Below are 15822 nucleotides of genomic sequence, written 5' to 3'. Positions count from 1 at the left end.
CACAAGCGATAACCGTGCCTCCGGGGGAATGGCCTCCGCGAGAACGGGCAGGGGCGGGGCGATGGAACAGACACACACCACCCACAACGGCGTCGCGGCCACCCCCGGGGCTCAGCGCCGGGTGCTGGTGGTAGAGGACGACGCAACAATCGTCGACGCCATTTCCGCCCGGCTGCGGGCCGAGGGCTTCCTGGTGCAGACCGCACTGGACGGGCCCGCGGCCGTGGACGCGGCCGAGGCGTGGCAGCCCGACCTGATGGTGCTCGACATCATGCTTCCCGGCTTCGACGGCCTGGAGGTCTGCCGTCGTGTGCAGGCTCAGCGCCCCGTGCCGGTGCTGATGCTCACCGCACGCGACGACGAGACCGACATGCTGGTCGGGCTCGGGGTCGGCGCCGACGACTACATGACCAAGCCGTTCTCGATGCGGGAGCTGGCGGCGCGGGTCCACGTCCTGCTGCGCCGGGTCGAGCGGGCCGCGCTGGCCGCGGTGACGCCTCGCAGCGGCATCCTGCGCCTCGGCGAGCTGGAGATCGACCACGCGCAGCGCCGCGTCAGGGTGCGCGCCGACGACGTCCACCTCACCCCGACCGAGTTCGACCTGCTGGTCTGCCTGGCCAACACACCGCGCGCGGTGCTGTCCCGGGAGCAGCTGCTGGCCGAGGTCTGGGACTGGGCGGACGCCTCCGGGACCCGTACGGTCGACAGTCACATCAAGGCTCTGCGCCGGAAGATCGGCGCCGAGCGGATCCGTACCGTGCACGGCGTCGGCTACGCCCTGGAGACACCAGCGCCATGACGCCGCCCGGCTCGGGACTGCGGCCCTTCTCGATCAAGGCCAAGCTGGGCACGCTCGTCGTGGTCTCCGTGTTCATCACGACCGGACTGCTGATCGTCGCCCTGCGGACCAGAACCGAATTCCGGTTCATCACGGTCTTCTCGGTGATCGCGACCCTGCTGATCACCCAGTTCGTGGCGCACGGCCTGACCGCGCCACTGGACGAGATGCGCGCCGTCGCCCGGTCGATCTCGCACGGCGACTACACGAGACGGGTGAGCGGCGCCGGACGGCGTGACGAGCTCGGCGACCTGGCGCAGACGATCAACCGCATGACGGACGATCTGGAGGCGGAGGACCGGCACCGCAAGGAGCTGGTGGCGAACGTCTCCCATGAGCTGCGCACACCGATCGCGGCGCTCAGAGCCGTCCTGGAGAACGTGGTGGACGGGGTGTCCGCCGCCGATCCCGAGACGATGCGTACGGCGCTGAAACAGACCGAACGCCTGGGCAGACTGGTGGAGACCCTGCTGGACCTCTCCCGGCTGGACAACGGCGTGGTGGCGATCAAGGCGCGCCGCTTCGAGGTCTGGCCGTATCTGTCGGGCGTGCTGAAGGAAGCCAATCTCGCCGCCTCGCAGCGTCGGCTCTCCTCCGGCTCGGGCAACCACTCCCGTACGGACGTCCATCTGCACCTCGACGTGTCGCCGCCCGAGCTGACGGCGTACGCCGACGCGGAACGCCTGCACCAGGTGGTCGCCAACCTCATCGACAACGCCGTCAAGCACAGCCCGCCGCACGGGCGGGTCACGGTGCTGGCGCGGCGCGGGGAGTACCCCGAGTCGCTGGAGCTGGAGGTCGTCGACGAAGGCCCCGGCATCCCGGAGGCGGAGCGCCACCGGGTCTTCGAGCGCTTCAACCGCGGCCAGGCACCCTCCCCGCACGGGCCGGGCTCCGACGGCGGTACGGGGCTCGGGCTCGCGATCGCCCGCTGGGCGGTGGATCTGCACGGCGGGCGCATCGGCGTGGCCGAATCCGCCCGTGGCTGCCGAATCCAGGTCACCCTTCCGGGGAACGCTCAGACGCACGGTTGACCCCGCGTTCGAAGCGGAGGGCCCCGTTCTCCCTACCGTCCGGGAAAGAGATACGGTCCAGGGGGCCTGAGCTCAGGCCTCGCGTGCCCGAAGGGCAGCGGAACCCTGCTTGTTTCCCGCCATTTCGTGCGCCGAAACCCGCCTTCCGATGTGATGTGCACGACGAAGACCGGCCCGGCCTGCACGTAACGGCTCGGGAGGCGTAGCCTTGATTTCCGCTGTCCATCACCTTGTGAAGCGGAAGAGGGCGGTTGCCGCCGTGTCGTCTCAGTCCCCCAGTAACTCGAGCATCTCGACCGATCAAGAAGCAGGCTCCGGGTCCAACCCGGCAGCCGCTTTCGGCCCCAATGAGTGGCTCGTCGACGAGATCTACCAGCAGTACCTCCAGGACCCGAATTCGGTCGACCGCGCCTGGTGGGACTTCTTCGCCGACTACAAGCCGGGTACGACCGGCACGGCGGACAAGCCTGTCCCCGCACCTGCGGGAGCGGTGACCCCGGCCCCGGCCGCGAACACCGTGAACAACACCGCTCCGGCACAGGCCGCGACGCCAGCTCCGGCCGCGCCCCCCGCGGCGCCGGCGAAGCCCGCGGCCGCCGCTCCGTCGGCCCCGGCGAAGGCACCGGCCGCTCCCGCCGCTCCCGCGAATGCAGCGCCCGCGAAGGCGGCTCCGGCACCCGCGAAGACGGATGCCCCGGCCGAGGCCCCCGCCGGCCCGGAGTACGTGACGCTGCGCGGCCCGTCGGCCGCCGTCGCGAAGAACATGAACGCCTCCCTGGAGCTGCCGACGGCCACGTCGGTCCGCGCCGTGCCGGTGAAGCTGCTCTTCGACAACCGCATCGTCATCAACAACCACCTGAAGCGCGCCCGCGGCGGGAAGATCTCCTTCACGCACCTCATCGGGTACGCGATGGTGCAGGCCCTCAAGGCCATGCCGTCGATGAACTACTCCTTCGCGGTGAAGGACGGCAAGCCGACCCTGGTCAAGCCCGAGCACGTCAACCTCGGCCTGGCCATCGACCTGGTGAAGCCGAACGGCGACCGCCAGCTGGTCGTCGCGGCCATCAAGAAGGCCGAGACGCTCAACTTCTTCGAGTTCTGGCAGGCCTACGAGGACATCGTCCGCAGGGCCCGTGTCGGCAAGCTCGGCATGGACGACTTCTCCGGGGTCACCGCCTCGCTGACGAATCCCGGCGGCATCGGCACCGTCCACTCGGTGCCCCGCCTGATGCCCGGACAGGGCCTCATCATGGGCGTCGGCGCGATGGACTACCCGGCGGAGTTCCAGGGCACCTCGCAGGACACCCTGAACAAGCTGGGCATCTCGAAGGTCATGACCCTGACCTCGACGTACGACCACCGGGTCATCCAGGGCGCCGCGTCCGGCGAGTTCCTCCGCGTCCTGGCCCAGCTGCTGCTCGGCGAGAACGACTTCTACGACGAGATCTTCAAGGCGCTGCGCATCCCCTACGAGCCGGTCCGCTGGCTCAAGGACATCGACGCCTCGCACGACGACGACGTCACCAAGGCCGCGCGGGTCTTCGAGCTGATCCACTCCTACCGGGTCCGCGGTCACGTGATGGCCGACACCGACCCGCTGGAGTACCGCCAGCGCAAGCACCCCGACCTGGACATCACCGAGCACGGCCTCACCCTGTGGGACCTGGAGCGGGACTTCGCGGTCGGCGGTTTCGCCGGCAAGACGATGATGAAGCTCCGCGACATCCTCGGCGTCCTGCGTGAGTCGTACTGCCGCACCACCGGCATCGAGTTCATGCACATCCAGGAGCCGAAGGAGCGGAAGTGGCTCCAGGACCGGGTGGAGCGTCCGCGCCCGGCTCCGGAGCGCGAGGAGCAGCTGCGTATCCTGCGCCGCCTCAACGCCGCCGAGGCGTTCGAGACGTTCCTGCAGACCAAGTACGTCGGCCAGAAGCGGTTCTCGCTGGAGGGCGGCGAGTCCGTCATCCCGCTGCTCGACGCGGTCATCGACTCCGCCGCCGAGGCCCGCCTCGACGAGGTCGTCATCGGCATGGCCCACCGCGGCCGGCTGAACGTCCTGGCGAACATCGTCGGCAAGTCGTACGCGCAGATCTTCCGGGAGTTCGAGGGCAACCTCGACCCGCGGTCGATGCACGGCTCCGGTGACGTCAAGTACCACCTCGGCGCCGAGGGCACCTTCACCGGTCTGGACGGCGAGCAGATCAAGGTCTCGCTGGCCGCCAACCCCTCGCACCTGGAGGCCGTCGACCCGGTCCTCGAGGGCATCGCCCGCGCCAAGCAGGACATCATCAACAAGGGCGGCACGGACTTCACGGTCCTGCCCGTCGCGCTCCACGGCGACGCGGCCTTCGCGGGCCAGGGCGTCGTCGCCGAGACGCTCAACATGTCGCAGCTGCGCGGTTACCGCACCGGCGGCACCGTGCACGTGGTGATCAACAACCAGGTCGGCTTCACCGCCGCCCCGGAGTCCTCGCGCTCCTCGATGTACGCCACGGACGTGGCGCGCATGATCGAGGCACCGATCATCCACGTCAACGGCGACGACCCGGAGGCCGTGGTGCGTGTCGCGCGCCTCGCCTTCGAGTACCGGCAGACGTTCAACAAGGACGTCGTCATCGACCTCATCTGCTACCGCCGCCGCGGTCACAACGAGGGCGACAACCCGGAGTTCACCAACCCGCAGATGTACACCCTGATCGACAAGAAGCGCTCGGTGCGCAAGCTCTACACCGAGTCCCTCATCGGTCGCGGCGACATCACGCTGGAAGAGGCCGAGCAGGCTCTCCAGGACTTCCAGGGCCAGCTGGAGAAGGTGTTCGCGGAGGTCCGCGAGGCCACCTCGGCGCCGTCCCAGCCGCATGTCCCGGACGCGCAGGCGGAGTTCCCGGTCTCCGTGAACACCGCGGTGTCCTCGGAGGTCGTGAAGCTGGTCGCCGAGTCGCAGGTGAACATCCCCGACGGGATCACCGTGCACCCGCGCCTCCTGCCGCAGATGCAGCGCCGCGCCGCCTCCGTGGAGAACGGCACGATCGACTGGGGCATGGGCGAGACCCTGGCCATCGGCTCGCTGCTCATGGAGGGCACCCCGGTCCGGCTCGCCGGCCAGGACACCCGCCGTGGCACGTTCGGCCAGCGCCACGCCGTCCTCGTCGACCAGAAGACCGGCGAGGACTACACCCCGCTGCTCTACCTCTCCGACGACCAGGCCCGTTACAACGTCTACGACTCGCTGCTCAGCGAGTACGCGGCGATGGGCTTCGAGTACGGCTACTCGCTGGCCCGTCCGGAGTCCCTGGTCATCTGGGAGGCCCAGTTCGGTGACTTCGTCAACGGCGCGCAGACCGTCGTGGACGAGTTCATCTCCTCGGCCGAGCAGAAGTGGGGCCAGACGTCCGGCGTCACCCTGCTGCTCCCGCACGGCTACGAGGGCCAGGGCCCGGACCACTCGTCCGCACGCCCGGAGCGTTTCCTGCAGATGTGCGCGCAGGACAACATGACGGTCGCGATGCCGACCCTCCCCTCGAACTACTTCCACCTCCTGCGGTGGCAGGTGCACAACCCGCACCACAAGCCGCTGATCGTCTTCACCCCGAAGTCGATGCTGCGCCTCAAGGCGGCCGCCTCGAAGGTGGAGGAGTTCACCACCGGCGGCTTCCGTCCGGTCATCGGTGACGAGTCGGTCAAGGCCGAAGCGGTCCGCAAGGTCGTCTTCGTCTCCGGCAAGCTCTACTACGACCTGGACGCCGAGCGCGAGAAGCGCGGTGACACGGAGACGGCGATCATCCGTCTGGAGCGCCTGTACCCGCTGCCGGGTGCGGAGATCCAGGCCGAGATCGCCAAGTACCCGAACGCCGAGAAGTACCTCTGGGCCCAGGAGGAGCCGGCGAACCAGGGTGCGTGGCCGTTCATCGCGCTCAACCTGATCGACCACCTGGACCTGGCCGTCGGCGCCGACGTCCCGCACGGTGAGCGCCTGCGCCGCATCTCGCGTCCGCACGGCTCGTCCCCGGCGGTCGGCTCGGCCAAGCGCCACCAGGCCGAGCAGGCACAGCTGGTCGCCGAGGTCTTCGAGGCCTGATCAGCGGCTGTACGCCATCGAAGGGCCCGGCCCCGCGAGCATCTCGCGGGGCCGGGCCCTCGGGCTTTCCGGCCTCGTTATTCTGGTCGTATGTACTTCACGGACCGTGGCATCGAGGAACTGGAGAAGCGGCGCGGCGAGGAGGAGGTCACCTTCGAGTGGCTCGCCGAGCAGCTCCGCACGTTCGTCGACCTCAACCCCGACTTCGAGGTCCCCGTCGAGCGCCTCGCCACCTGGCTGGCCCGCCTGGACGACGAAGACGAGGACGAGTAGTCGAGTGGTCACCGTCCGGGGCTCACACCGCCCGCGTCCCTGAAGCGGTTGTACGCGAGCCCCAGAAGGCCCTGTACGAGAAGGACGAGGCCCGCGGCGATCCAGCCGCCTCTGCGCCGCCGGGCGCCCCAGAGGGTCAGCGGCAGGCCGGCGGCGACCTGTCCCGCCGCCACGGCGCGTGCCCTCGGGCCGAGCACCCAGGGACCGAGGCTGCCGCTCTCGACGGCGTCGAGTTCCACGCGCACGGCGTCGCGCCAGCCGGCCCATTCGATCTGTTCCGCCTCCGGGTGGATTCCGGCCACCGAACGCAGCCGGTCGGCGGGCTCGCCGGGTGTGAGACCGGGCGGCAGGCCGACTCCGGCCCGGGTGAGTACGGCGAGCAGTCCGCGCAGCCGGGCGTCGGCGTCGGTCCCCGGGTCCTCGCGGGTGAGTGCCTCCAGCGCCTGGACGTCCAGGACGGGGTCGAGGCCCAGCCGGGCGGCGGACGTCCGCATGGCTTCCTCCTCGGCGGCCGGGGTGCCGTCGGCGAGCCAGGTGTAGCCGACCGGGCGGCGGAAGCCCGAGGCGAGGGTGAAGCCGGCGCGGTCGCCGTCCCACCACAGGGCGAGTACCGGCCAGGTGGAGCCCACGGCGAGGGCGGTGGCCCAGCCGCCGACGACGCGGTCGACGGGCTCGGCGCCTCCGTCGGCCGCCGTGGGCCCGTCGGCCTGTGCTCCTCCGTGGCCTTCGTGAGCGTCCTTCCGCCAGGGCTTCCCTTCGGGGACGAGCACGCTCCAGCCGTCCCCCGCGGGCACGAGCAGCATCCGCTCCCGCAGGAGATGGGCCACGGGCCGTACGGTCTCGGGGTCGGCGCGGCACAGAAGCAGGGCGCCCACGGATGTCGCGGTCATGCCCCACACGCTAGGTCAATTTGCTCGCGTATGAACCATTTGCGACCCCCTCTCACTCTCCCACCAGCACCCATTCCGGCTGTCCCTTGACTTCTCCGATCCGCGATATATCGTGTTCTCAAGAAGACGCGATATGTTGCGTCGTGCCACCCAGTGGGAGGTCAGATCCATGCCTGAGTCGACGTGGACCGTCGCCGAACCCCAGAAGCTCACCTTCGACGACCCCGTGACAGCACTCAATGTGCGCATCGTCGACGGCATGATCAATGTCGTCGGCACCGACGAACCGACCGCTCGGCTGGAGGTCTCCGAGATCGACGGGCCCCCACTGGTCGTGACTCTGGAGGGCGGGACCCTCACCGTCACCTACGAGGACCTGCCGTGGCAGGGCCTTCTGACCTGGCTCGACCGCAGGGGCCCGCGCCGCAGCGCCGCGGTCTCGCTCGCCGTGCCGGCCGGTGCGACGGTGGAGGTCGGTGCCATCGGAGCCGAGGCGGTCGTCTCGGGCATCCAGGGCCGCACGGAGCTGCGCGGCATCTCGGGGGACAGCACCCTGGTGGGTCTCTCCGGGGTCGTCCGGGCCGAGACGGTGTCCGGCAGCCTGGAGGCCCAGACCGTCACCGGAGACCTGCGCTTCCAGTCCGTGTCGGGCGATCTGACGATCGTCGAGGGCGCCGGCACCTCGGTCCGGGCGGAGTCCGTCACCGGCCACATGGTGCTGGATCTCGACACCTCCCCGAAGCCGACGGACATCAGACTGACCTCGGTGTCCGGCGAGATCGCCATCCGCCTTCCACACCCGGCCGACGCGAAGGTCGAGGCGAACACCGCGAGCGGGACCGTCTCCAATGCCTTCGAGGACCTGCGCGTGGGCGGCCAGTGGGGTGCGAAGAAGATCACCGGCACACTGGGCGCGGGCACGGGGAGGCTGAAGGCGACCACCGTCTCGGGTTCGATCGCCCTGTTGCGCCGCCCACCCGCCCAGGACAACCCGCAGGACGCCGAGCCGACCGGAAAGGTGCTCTGACATGGCTCCCGTATTCGCCCACGGCCGTCTGCGCCTGTACCTCCTCAAGCTGCTGGACGAGGCCCCCCGCCATGGCTACGAGGTGATCCGGCTCCTGGAGGAGCGCTTCCAGGGGCTGTACGCCCCGTCGGCGGGCACCGTGTATCCGCGGCTGGCCAAGCTGGAGGCCGAAGGCCTGGTCACCCACGCCACCGAGGGCGGCCGCAAGGTCTACTCCATCACCGACGCCGGGCGGGCCGAGCTGGCCGGCCGCGGGGGCGAACTGGCCGATCTGGAGCTGGAGATCCGCGAGTCCGTCTCCGAACTGGCTGCCGAGATCCGTGACGACGTACGGGGAGCGGCAGGCCAGCTCCGCAGCGAGATGCGCGCGGCGGCTTCCGAGTCCCGCCACACCTCCGGCGGCGGCAAGGGCGGCTGGGACCCCGGTTTCGGGGACAAGGAGGCGTGGCGCACGGCGAAGGAGGAGCTGCGCAAGGCCAAGCAGGAGTGGAAGGAACAGGCCCGCAGGGCGAAGGACGAGTCCCGCAAGGCCCGTGAGGACGCGGACCGGGCCCGCCGCCAGGCCCAGGAGGCGCACGAGAAGGCGCGGGAGCAGATGCAGAATGCCGCGCGCCAGGTCCAGGAGCGCTTCGCGCGGGGCGACTGGCCCGCGGGGGTGCGGGACGGGCTGGCCGAGATCACCGGCCAGTTGGGCAACTTCGCCAGGACCGGCGCCTGGCCGGTGTACAGCCGCCCGGCACCCGAGGAGCCGGACGTGGAGTGGGCCGCCGACGCCACGACCACCGGTGACCCGGCCCGTGACCTGGACCGCCTGCTGGACCGCTTCCGCGACGACATCCGTGACGCGGCCCGGGACCACGGCGTCACCGAGGCCCAGCTGTCGGAGGCCCGAGGTCATCTGGCCTCGGCCGCGACACGCATCGGCTCTCTGCTGCGGTCCTCGGCCGACGAGGAGAAGGGCGCCTCCGGCGCGTCCTGACCCCGTACACGGCCCGGCCGGAGGTGCCCCGGCCGGGCCGTGCCGCCCGGTCAGCTCGCCTGGGCCCGGCCCTGCCCGCCGTCGCCGTACAGCGCGCGTTCCACCGTCGCGTAGGTGGCCCCGTGGTCGGCGAGCACATCGGCGACGACGCCCGGGCAGGCGGTCAGGGCCAGCAGCAGGTGCTCCTCACCGATGAAGCGGTCACGCCGGCCGAGGGCGACGCGAAGCGACTTCTCCAGGATGCTCTTGGCGCCGCCCGTGAAGGGGCGGCGTCCGGACCACCAGCGCCGATTCCCGCGATCACCCGCGAGGGCTCCTTCGCCGTGGGCGCCCTCGACCCGGGCCACGATCTCGGTGATGTCGATACCGATGCCGGCGAGTGCCTCCGCGTCGGCCCTGGTGAGCCCGCCTCGGCGGCGGGCCTCACCGAGCGCGGCCTCCAACGATGCGCGCCGGTCGATGAGCCCGAGGGCGGTGACGGCGAAGGACGCCCGGCTGCCCTTCTGGTCCAGCAGGGAGAGCAGGAGGTGCTCCTCGGTGACGGAGTCCGCTCCGGCCCGCTCGGCGTGGGTCACCGCGCCGGTCACGGTGGCCCGGGCTCCCACGGTGAATCGCTCGAACATCAATGCCTCCCGTACTTCTTGTGCACGGCCTGCCTGCTGACGCCCAGCTCGGCAGCGATCTCCTGCCACGACCAGCCCTGGACGCGGGCGCTCCTCACCTGGACGGCTTCGAGTTGTTCGAGCAGCCTTCGCAGCGCTGCCACCGCCCGCAGCCCGACGCGGGGGTCGTGGTCGCCGGCACGCGCGGCGAGATCCGTTGCTTCGGTCATGATGTCAACTTACGTTGACGCGCGACCTCTGTCAACCGCAATTGACATCGTCGGTGGCGAGGCGTGCATGGCGCTCCACGTCGTACCGGATGTCCCCGTAGCGGAGCCTCTCCCGCTCGACGCCCTCCGCGGCGACCCCTGTGCCGCGTGCCGTCTCGGTGGTCCAGTACGGGCGTCGTCGGGACGCCAGGGCCTCAGCGACAGCCCTTCCGGCGTCAGCAGTTCCGTGGCCTGCCGCCTCACGACGCGGTGAGCACGATCTTCCCGAAGAGATCTCCGGCGGCGAGCCGCTCGAAGCCTTCGCGGGCCCGGTCCAGCGGCAGGGTCTCGTCGATCACGGGCCGCACACCGGTGGCCGCGCAGAACGACAGCAGGTCCTCCAGCTCGTCCTTGGAGCCCATCGTGGAGCCGACGATCTTGAGTTCCAGGAAGAAGATCCGGGTCAGCTCCGCGTGCGAGGGCCGGTCGCCACTGGTGGCACCCGAGATGACCAGGGTGCCGCCGGGCCGCAGCGACTTGACCGAGTGGGACCAGGTCGCCGCTCCGACGGTCTCGATGACGGCGTCGACACGCTTCGGCAGCCGGGCGCCGGGCTCGTAGGCCTCGACGGCTCCCAGTTCGACGGCCCGCTTGCGCTTGGCCTCGTCGCGGCTGGTGGCGAACATCCGGAGTCCGGCGGCCTTGCCGAGCACGATCGCCGCGGTGGCCACACCACCGCCCGCCCCCTGCACGAGGACGGAGTCCCCCGGCCGTACGCCGGCGTTGGTGAAGAGCATCCGGTATGCCGTCAGCCAGGCGGTCGGCAGGCAGGCGGCCTGCTCGAAGGTGAGCCCCTTCGGCTTGGGCAGCACGTTCCAGCTGGGCACGGTGACCTGCTCGGCGAAGGTGCCCTGGTATCGCTCGGTGAGGATGGAGCGCGGTTCGTCGGGGCCGACGCCGTGGCCCGTCTGACCGATGACGGAGTGCAGGACGACCTCGTTGCCGTCCTGGTCGATGCCTGCGGCGTCGCAGCCGAGGATCATGGGCAGCTTGTCCTCGGCGAGGCCCACACCGCGCAGGGACCAGAGGTCGTGGTGGTTGAGCGATGCGGCTCTGACCTGGACGGTGGTCCAGCCGGGGCGGCTCTCGGGTGAGGGGCGTTCGCCCAGCTCAAGGCCGTCGAGGGGCTGGTCACGGTCGATGCGTGCGGCGTAGGCGGCGAACATGGCCATGACGATAGGCCGTGACACGTCGTGACGTAACCGTCCGAGCGTGTGACACGCGCCGCGCCGCACGTACACCGTCGTCAGCAGAGGGACGGGGGGAGCGGGGCCCGCACAGCGGACCCCGCTCCTCCACCCCCACGGCGTCAGCGCCGCGCGACACCCTCCGCGCGGGCGGCAGCGGCCACCGCGGCGGTGACGGCGGGAGCGACCCGCTCGTCGAACGGCGACGGGATCACGTAGTCCGCGGCCAGCTCGTCACCGACGACACCCGCCAGGGCGTTCGCCGCGGCGATCTTCATACCTTCGGTGATCCGGGAGGCCCGCACCTGCAGCGCGCCCGCGAAGATCCCGGGGAACGCCAGCACGTTGTTGATCTGGTTCGGGTAGTCCGACCGCCCGGTGGCCACCACAGCCGCGTACTTGTGCGCGACGTCGGGGTGGACCTCGGGGTTCGGGTTGGCCATGGCGAACACGAACGCGCCGGGTGCCATCGAGGCCACGGCCGGCTCGGGGACCGTACCGCCGGAGACCCCGATGAAGACGTCGGCGCCGGCCAGCGCCGTCTCCAGGGAGCCGGCGAGGCCGGCGCGGTTCGTGAGCTCCGCCAGCTCGCGCTTGACGTCCGTGAGGTCGTCGCGGTCGGCACTGACGATGCCCTTGCGGTCGGCCACGGCGACATCGCCGATGCCCGCCTCCAGCAGGAACTTCGCGATGGCGACACCCGCCGCGCCGGCGCCGGAGATGACGGCGCGCAGATCACCGAGCGTCCGGCCGGACAGCTTCGCCGCGTTGCGCAGAGCGGCGAGGGTCACCACGGCGGTGCCGTGCTGGTCGTCGTGGAAGACCGGGATGTCGAGACGCTCCTGGAGCTTGCGCTCGATCTCGAAGCACCGGGGCGCCGAGATGTCCTCCAGGTTCACCCCGCCGAAGGAGGGCGCGAGGCGCACGACGGTGTCGACGATCTCGTCCGCGTCGGTCGTGGCGAGCGCGATCGGCACCGCGTCGACCCCGCCGAACTGCTTGAACAGAATCGCCTTGCCCTCCATCACCGGGAGGGATGCCTCGGGACCGATGTCCCCCAGGCCGAGGACGGCCGTGCCGTCCGTCACGACGGCCACGACCTGCGACTTCCACGTGTAGTCGTGGACGAGCTCGGGATTGTCGGCGATGGCGCTGCACACCTTCGCGACGCCGGGCGTGTACGCGAGGGACAGGTCGTCCTTGTCGCGGATCGGGACGGTGGCCTGCACGGCCATCTTCCCGCCGCGGTGGAGGGCGAAGGCCGGATCGAAGGGCTCGTCCGCACTGCTGAGCCCTGCCGCACCGGCCGCGCCGGGTGTCTTGCTGTCGCTGCGAGGATTGACGATCTCCGCTGCCATTGTGTTGACCCCTTAAGTCTTCATCAGTTGAGGGTGGCCACTCCTGGTTGAGGAGGGGTGGGCGGGCACCGCGTACGTTCCCGGCACTGAGCGGTTGGACCGCTCCGGCAGGGGAGACACATACGCGCGGGCGCGCCGCACACGCGCCCTGAGCCCCGGATGAGGGGTGTAAAGGTCTTTCTTACCGGACGGACCGGGCCTCTTACGAGTCGGTATCGACTCGGTGACATGACTCATAGCCGAATATCTGGACAAGTCCACTAAGGCCCACAAAGGCCGTCCGTAGGTCGAGACGCACCGGAGATTCTCCGGAGGGGCACGCACTTTCCAGCAGATGGTCCGGCCTTGCCGTGTCGGCCCGTTGAGGTTCGGGGGTCGCCCGTTACCCGATTTTGACATGACCGGCCCCCTGATTGGGTGAGTCCGAATGGCAAGATGCCCTAATCACACGAGGTGGCGGCACTCGAAGGTGCGTGCGTACCCACCCCACCAGCATTCCCTCACTGCCGGAGGATTTCGATCATGACCGCAAGCACCCTCTGTCGTACGACCGCGAAGTCCCGGATTGCCGCGGTCTGCGCAGTCGCGGTCGCCGGCACCCTGCTGCTGACCGCCTGTGGCGACCAGACCGACAGCGCGACCAAGAAGGAGTCGGGCGCGACCGCCACCGAGGAGGCGCCGCTCGCCGACCTCCTCCCCCAGTCCGTCAAGGACAAGGGCGAGATCAAGGTCGGATCCGACATCGCCTACCCGCCGGTCGAGTTCAAGGACGAGTCCGGCAAGACGGTCGGCATCGACCCCGACCTCGCGGACGCCCTCGGCAAGCAGCTCGGCGTGAAGTTCGTCTTCGAGAACGGCACCTTCGACACGCTGCTCACGGGCCTGCGCTCGAAGCGCTACGACCTCGCGATGTCGGCCATGACCGACACGAAGGACCGCCAGGAAGGCGTCGACTCCGAGACGAAGAAGAAGGTCGGCGAGGGCGTCGACTTCATCGACTACTTCACCGCCGGCGTCTCCATCTACACCAAGAAGGGCGACGACAAGGGCATCAGCACCTGGTCGGACCTCTGCGGCAAGAAGCTGGTCGTGCAGCGGGGCACGGTCTCCCACGACCTCGCCAAGGCCGAGAGCGCCAAGTGCGGCAGCAAGGGCAAGATCTCCGTCCAGGCGTTCGACAACGACCTGGAGGCCCAGACCCGGCTGCGCGGCGGCGGCGCCGACGCGGGCTCCTCCGACTTCCCGGTCGCCGCGTACGCGGTGAAGACCTCGGGCGGCGGCAAGGACTTCCAGCTGGTCGGCGAGCAGGTCGAGGCGGCCCCGTACGGCATCGCCGTCGCCAAGGGCAACGACGAGCTCACCAAGGCCATCGAGGCGGCCCTGAACGCGGTCATCAAGAACGGCGAGTACGGGAAGATCATCGACAAGTGGGGCGTCCAGGCCGGCGCGGTCACCGAGGCGAAGATCAACGGCGGGTCCTGACCGGGGACCGGCGCTGAAAGGCAACATCTGTGACTGACATCAAGAAGGCGGACCCGGCGGCCACCCCGTCCACCCCGCCCACCCCGTCGGCGGGGCCGGAGGCGATCAAGGCCATCCCGGTACGTCACTACGGCCGGTACGTCTCCGCGGTCGTCGCGCTGGGCCTGCTGGCCTCGCTCGTCTACGCGTTCGCCCAGGGCGACATCAACTGGAACGCGATCCCGGACTACTTCTTCGACGACCAGATCCTCGAAGGGGTCAAGAACACCGTCATCATCACGGTCCTCTCGATGATCATCGGTGTCGTGCTGGGCATCGTGCTCGCCGTGATGCGACTCTCCAAGAACCCGGTCACGACGTCCATAGCCTGGGGCTACATCTGGTTCTTCCGCGGAACCCCGGTCTACGTACAGCTGCTGGTCTGGTTCAACCTCGGGATCGTCTTCGAGTACATCAACCTCGGGCCCATCTACAAGGACGAGTGGTCGTCCTTCATGACGCCGTTCCTCTGCGCGCTGCTCGGGCTCGGGCTCAACGAGGCCGCGTACATGGCGGAGATCTGCCGGGCCGGCCTCCAGTCGGTCGACGAGGGCCAGACGGAGGCGGCGCACGCCCTGGGCATGAGCCACGGGAAGACGCTGCGCCGGATCGTCGTACCGCAGGCGATGCGCGTCATCGTCCCGCCCACGGGCAACGAGGTCATCAACATGCTGAAGACCTCGTCCCTGGCGGTCGCCGTCCAGTACACCGAACTGCTGCGTTCGACCCAGAACGTCTCTCAGACCTCCGGTGCCACCGTGGAGATGCTGTTCCTGGCCGCGGCCTGGTACATGATCCTCACCTCGATGCTCAGCATCGGCCAGTACTACCTGGAGCGGTACTACGCGCGCGGCTCCAGCCGCAGCCTGCCGGACACCCCGTTCCAGAGGATCAGGGCCAACATGCTCTCGCTGGGCCGCCCGAAGGGAGGCGCCGCATGAGCGCCATGGTGAAGGCCGAAGGCGTGCACAAGTCCTTCGGCCCCGCGCACATCCTCAAGGGCATCGACCTGGAGGTCGCCCCGCGTGAGGTCTTCTGCCTGATCGGCCCGTCCGGCTCCGGCAAGTCGACGTTCCTGCGGTGCATCAACCACCTGGAGAAGATCAACGCCGGGCGGCTGTACGTCGACGGTGAACTGGTCGGCTACCGCCAGAAGGGCGACAGGCTCTACGAGCTCAAGGACAGCGAAGTCGCTCTGAAGCGCCGGGACATCGGCATGGTCTTCCAGCGCTTCAACCTGTTCCCGCACATGACGGCCATCGAGAACGTCATGGAGGCGCCGATCCAGGTCAAGGGCGAGGCCAAGGCCGTCGCCCGCGCCCGTGCGGAGCGGCTGCTGGACCGGGTCGGGCTGTCCGACAAGGCGAAGAACTACCCGTCCCAGCTCTCCGGCGGACAGCAGCAGCGGGTGGCCATCGCCCGCGCCCTGGCCATGGAGCCGAAGCTGATGCTCTTCGACGAGCCGACGTCGGCGCTCGACCCCGAGCTGGTCGGCGACGTCCTGGACGTCATGCGCGGCCTGGCCGAGGACGGCATGACGATGATCGTCGTCACGCACGAGATGGGATTCGCCCGCGAGGTCGGCGACGCGCTGGTCTTCATGGACGACGGCGTCGTGGTCGAGTCCGGCCACCCGCGCGACGTCCTGACGAACCCGCAGCACGACCGGACGAAGTCCTTCCTGTCGAAGGTGCTGTAGCACCGTCGCGGATGACGGAGAGGGCGGTACGGACCAGGTCCGTACCGCCCTCTCCGTCGTTCCCGGC

At 69.7% G+C, this 15822-nt stretch carries 14 protein-coding genes and 1 pseudogene; 9 read left to right on the top strand and 6 right to left on the bottom strand.

Translation table 11 applies throughout. The features are described 5' to 3' along the window. Window positions 1-61 precede the first annotated feature (61 nt). The 4 genes from ACIBCU_RS10755 (at window position 62) to ACIBCU_RS10740 (ending at window position 6223) form a co-directional block, all read left to right on the top strand. Window positions 62-799, top strand: a complete 738-nt coding sequence (locus ACIBCU_RS10755; protein WP_014154105.1) for a response regulator transcription factor — start codon at window positions 62-64, stop codon at window positions 797-799. Then, window positions 796-1872, top strand: coding sequence for an ATP-binding protein (locus tag ACIBCU_RS10750; protein WP_399230641.1), 1077 nt, complete (start codon window positions 796-798; stop codon window positions 1870-1872). The genes ACIBCU_RS10755 and ACIBCU_RS10750 overlap by 4 nt, the downstream gene beginning before the upstream one ends. Window positions 1873-2131: 259 nt before the next feature. Then, the gene (locus tag ACIBCU_RS10745; protein WP_362935114.1) at window positions 2132-5950 is read left to right on the top strand and encodes a multifunctional oxoglutarate decarboxylase/oxoglutarate dehydrogenase thiamine pyrophosphate-binding subunit/dihydrolipoyllysine-residue succinyltransferase subunit; all 3819 of its coding nucleotides are present in this window, start codon (window positions 2132-2134) and stop codon (window positions 5948-5950) included. A gap of 90 nt (window positions 5951-6040) precedes the next feature. Further along, window positions 6041-6223, top strand: a complete 183-nt coding sequence (locus tag ACIBCU_RS10740) for a DUF6104 family protein (RefSeq protein WP_003961784.1) — start codon at window positions 6041-6043, stop codon at window positions 6221-6223. Between the two features lie 8 nt (window positions 6224-6231). Here ACIBCU_RS10740 and ACIBCU_RS10735 read toward each other — a convergent pair whose 3' ends face one another. Next, complete coding sequence (locus tag ACIBCU_RS10735; RefSeq protein WP_399230639.1) at window positions 6232-7113, bottom strand: hypothetical protein; 882 nt, start codon at window positions 7111-7113, stop codon at window positions 6232-6234. A 169-nt stretch (window positions 7114-7282) separates the two neighbouring features. Here ACIBCU_RS10735 and ACIBCU_RS10730 point away from each other — a divergent pair, with 169 nt between their 5' ends. Both ACIBCU_RS10730 and ACIBCU_RS10725 read left to right on the top strand, forming a co-directional pair. After that, complete coding sequence (locus ACIBCU_RS10730) at window positions 7283-8140, top strand: DUF4097 family beta strand repeat-containing protein (protein ID WP_399230637.1); 858 nt, start codon at window positions 7283-7285, stop codon at window positions 8138-8140. 1 nt (window position 8141) lies between these two features. Further along, window positions 8142-9119 carry a helix-turn-helix transcriptional regulator gene (locus ACIBCU_RS10725; protein ID WP_399230635.1) on the top strand — a complete coding sequence of 326 codons (978 nt, stop codon included), beginning with the start codon at window positions 8142-8144 and terminating at the stop codon, window positions 9117-9119. A 50-nt stretch (window positions 9120-9169) separates the two neighbouring features. Here the strand turns inward: ACIBCU_RS10725 and ACIBCU_RS10720 are convergent, their stop codons facing one another. The 5 genes and pseudogenes from ACIBCU_RS10720 to ACIBCU_RS10700 all read right to left on the bottom strand — a co-directional run bounded on the left by ACIBCU_RS10720 (window position 9170) and on the right by ACIBCU_RS10700 (window position 12535). Beyond that, window positions 9170-9742 carry a Clp protease N-terminal domain-containing protein gene (locus ACIBCU_RS10720; RefSeq protein WP_399230633.1) on the bottom strand — a complete coding sequence of 191 codons (573 nt, stop codon included), beginning with the start codon at window positions 9740-9742 and terminating at the stop codon, window positions 9170-9172. Beyond that, entirely contained in the window at window positions 9742-9951 is a 210-nt protein-coding gene (locus ACIBCU_RS10715; protein ID WP_033298277.1) for a sigma factor-like helix-turn-helix DNA-binding protein, read from the bottom strand. The genes ACIBCU_RS10720 and ACIBCU_RS10715 overlap by 1 nt, the downstream gene beginning before the upstream one ends. 31 nt (window positions 9952-9982) lie before the next feature. Next, window positions 9983-10090, bottom strand: a pseudogene (locus tag ACIBCU_RS10710) (GNAT family N-acetyltransferase); the annotation flags it as partial. Window positions 10091-10190: 100 nt separating this feature from the next. Next, window positions 10191-11156 carry a zinc-binding dehydrogenase gene (locus ACIBCU_RS10705; RefSeq protein ID WP_399230896.1) on the bottom strand — a complete coding sequence of 322 codons (966 nt, stop codon included), beginning with the start codon at window positions 11154-11156 and terminating at the stop codon, window positions 10191-10193. A gap of 143 nt (window positions 11157-11299) precedes the next feature. Then, a complete protein-coding gene (locus tag ACIBCU_RS10700; RefSeq protein WP_362935133.1) occupies window positions 11300-12535 on the bottom strand; it encodes an NADP-dependent malic enzyme in 1236 nt (411 codons plus the stop codon). 522 nt (window positions 12536-13057) lie between these two features. Here ACIBCU_RS10700 and ACIBCU_RS10695 point away from each other — a divergent pair. The 3 genes from ACIBCU_RS10695 to ACIBCU_RS10685 are packed head-to-tail and all read left to right on the top strand — an operon-like array spanning window position 13058 to window position 15755. Beyond that, on the top strand, window positions 13058-14017 hold the full coding sequence (locus ACIBCU_RS10695) for an ABC transporter substrate-binding protein (protein ID WP_362935136.1): 960 nt from the start codon (window positions 13058-13060) through the stop codon (window positions 14015-14017). A gap of 29 nt (window positions 14018-14046) precedes the next feature. After that, the gene (locus ACIBCU_RS10690) at window positions 14047-14997 is read left to right on the top strand and encodes an amino acid ABC transporter permease (protein ID WP_362935139.1); all 951 of its coding nucleotides are present in this window, start codon (window positions 14047-14049) and stop codon (window positions 14995-14997) included. Further along, on the top strand, window positions 14994-15755 hold the full coding sequence (locus tag ACIBCU_RS10685; protein ID WP_362935142.1) for an amino acid ABC transporter ATP-binding protein: 762 nt from the start codon (window positions 14994-14996) through the stop codon (window positions 15753-15755). The genes ACIBCU_RS10690 and ACIBCU_RS10685 overlap by 4 nt, the downstream gene beginning before the upstream one ends. Window positions 15756-15822: the final 67 nt, after the last annotated feature.

The organism is Streptomyces sp. NPDC051064 (assembly GCF_044455985.1).
Taxonomy (GTDB): Bacteria; Actinomycetota; Actinomycetes; order Streptomycetales; family Streptomycetaceae; genus Streptomyces.
This window is presented reverse-complemented; position numbering and strand designations above follow the sequence as displayed.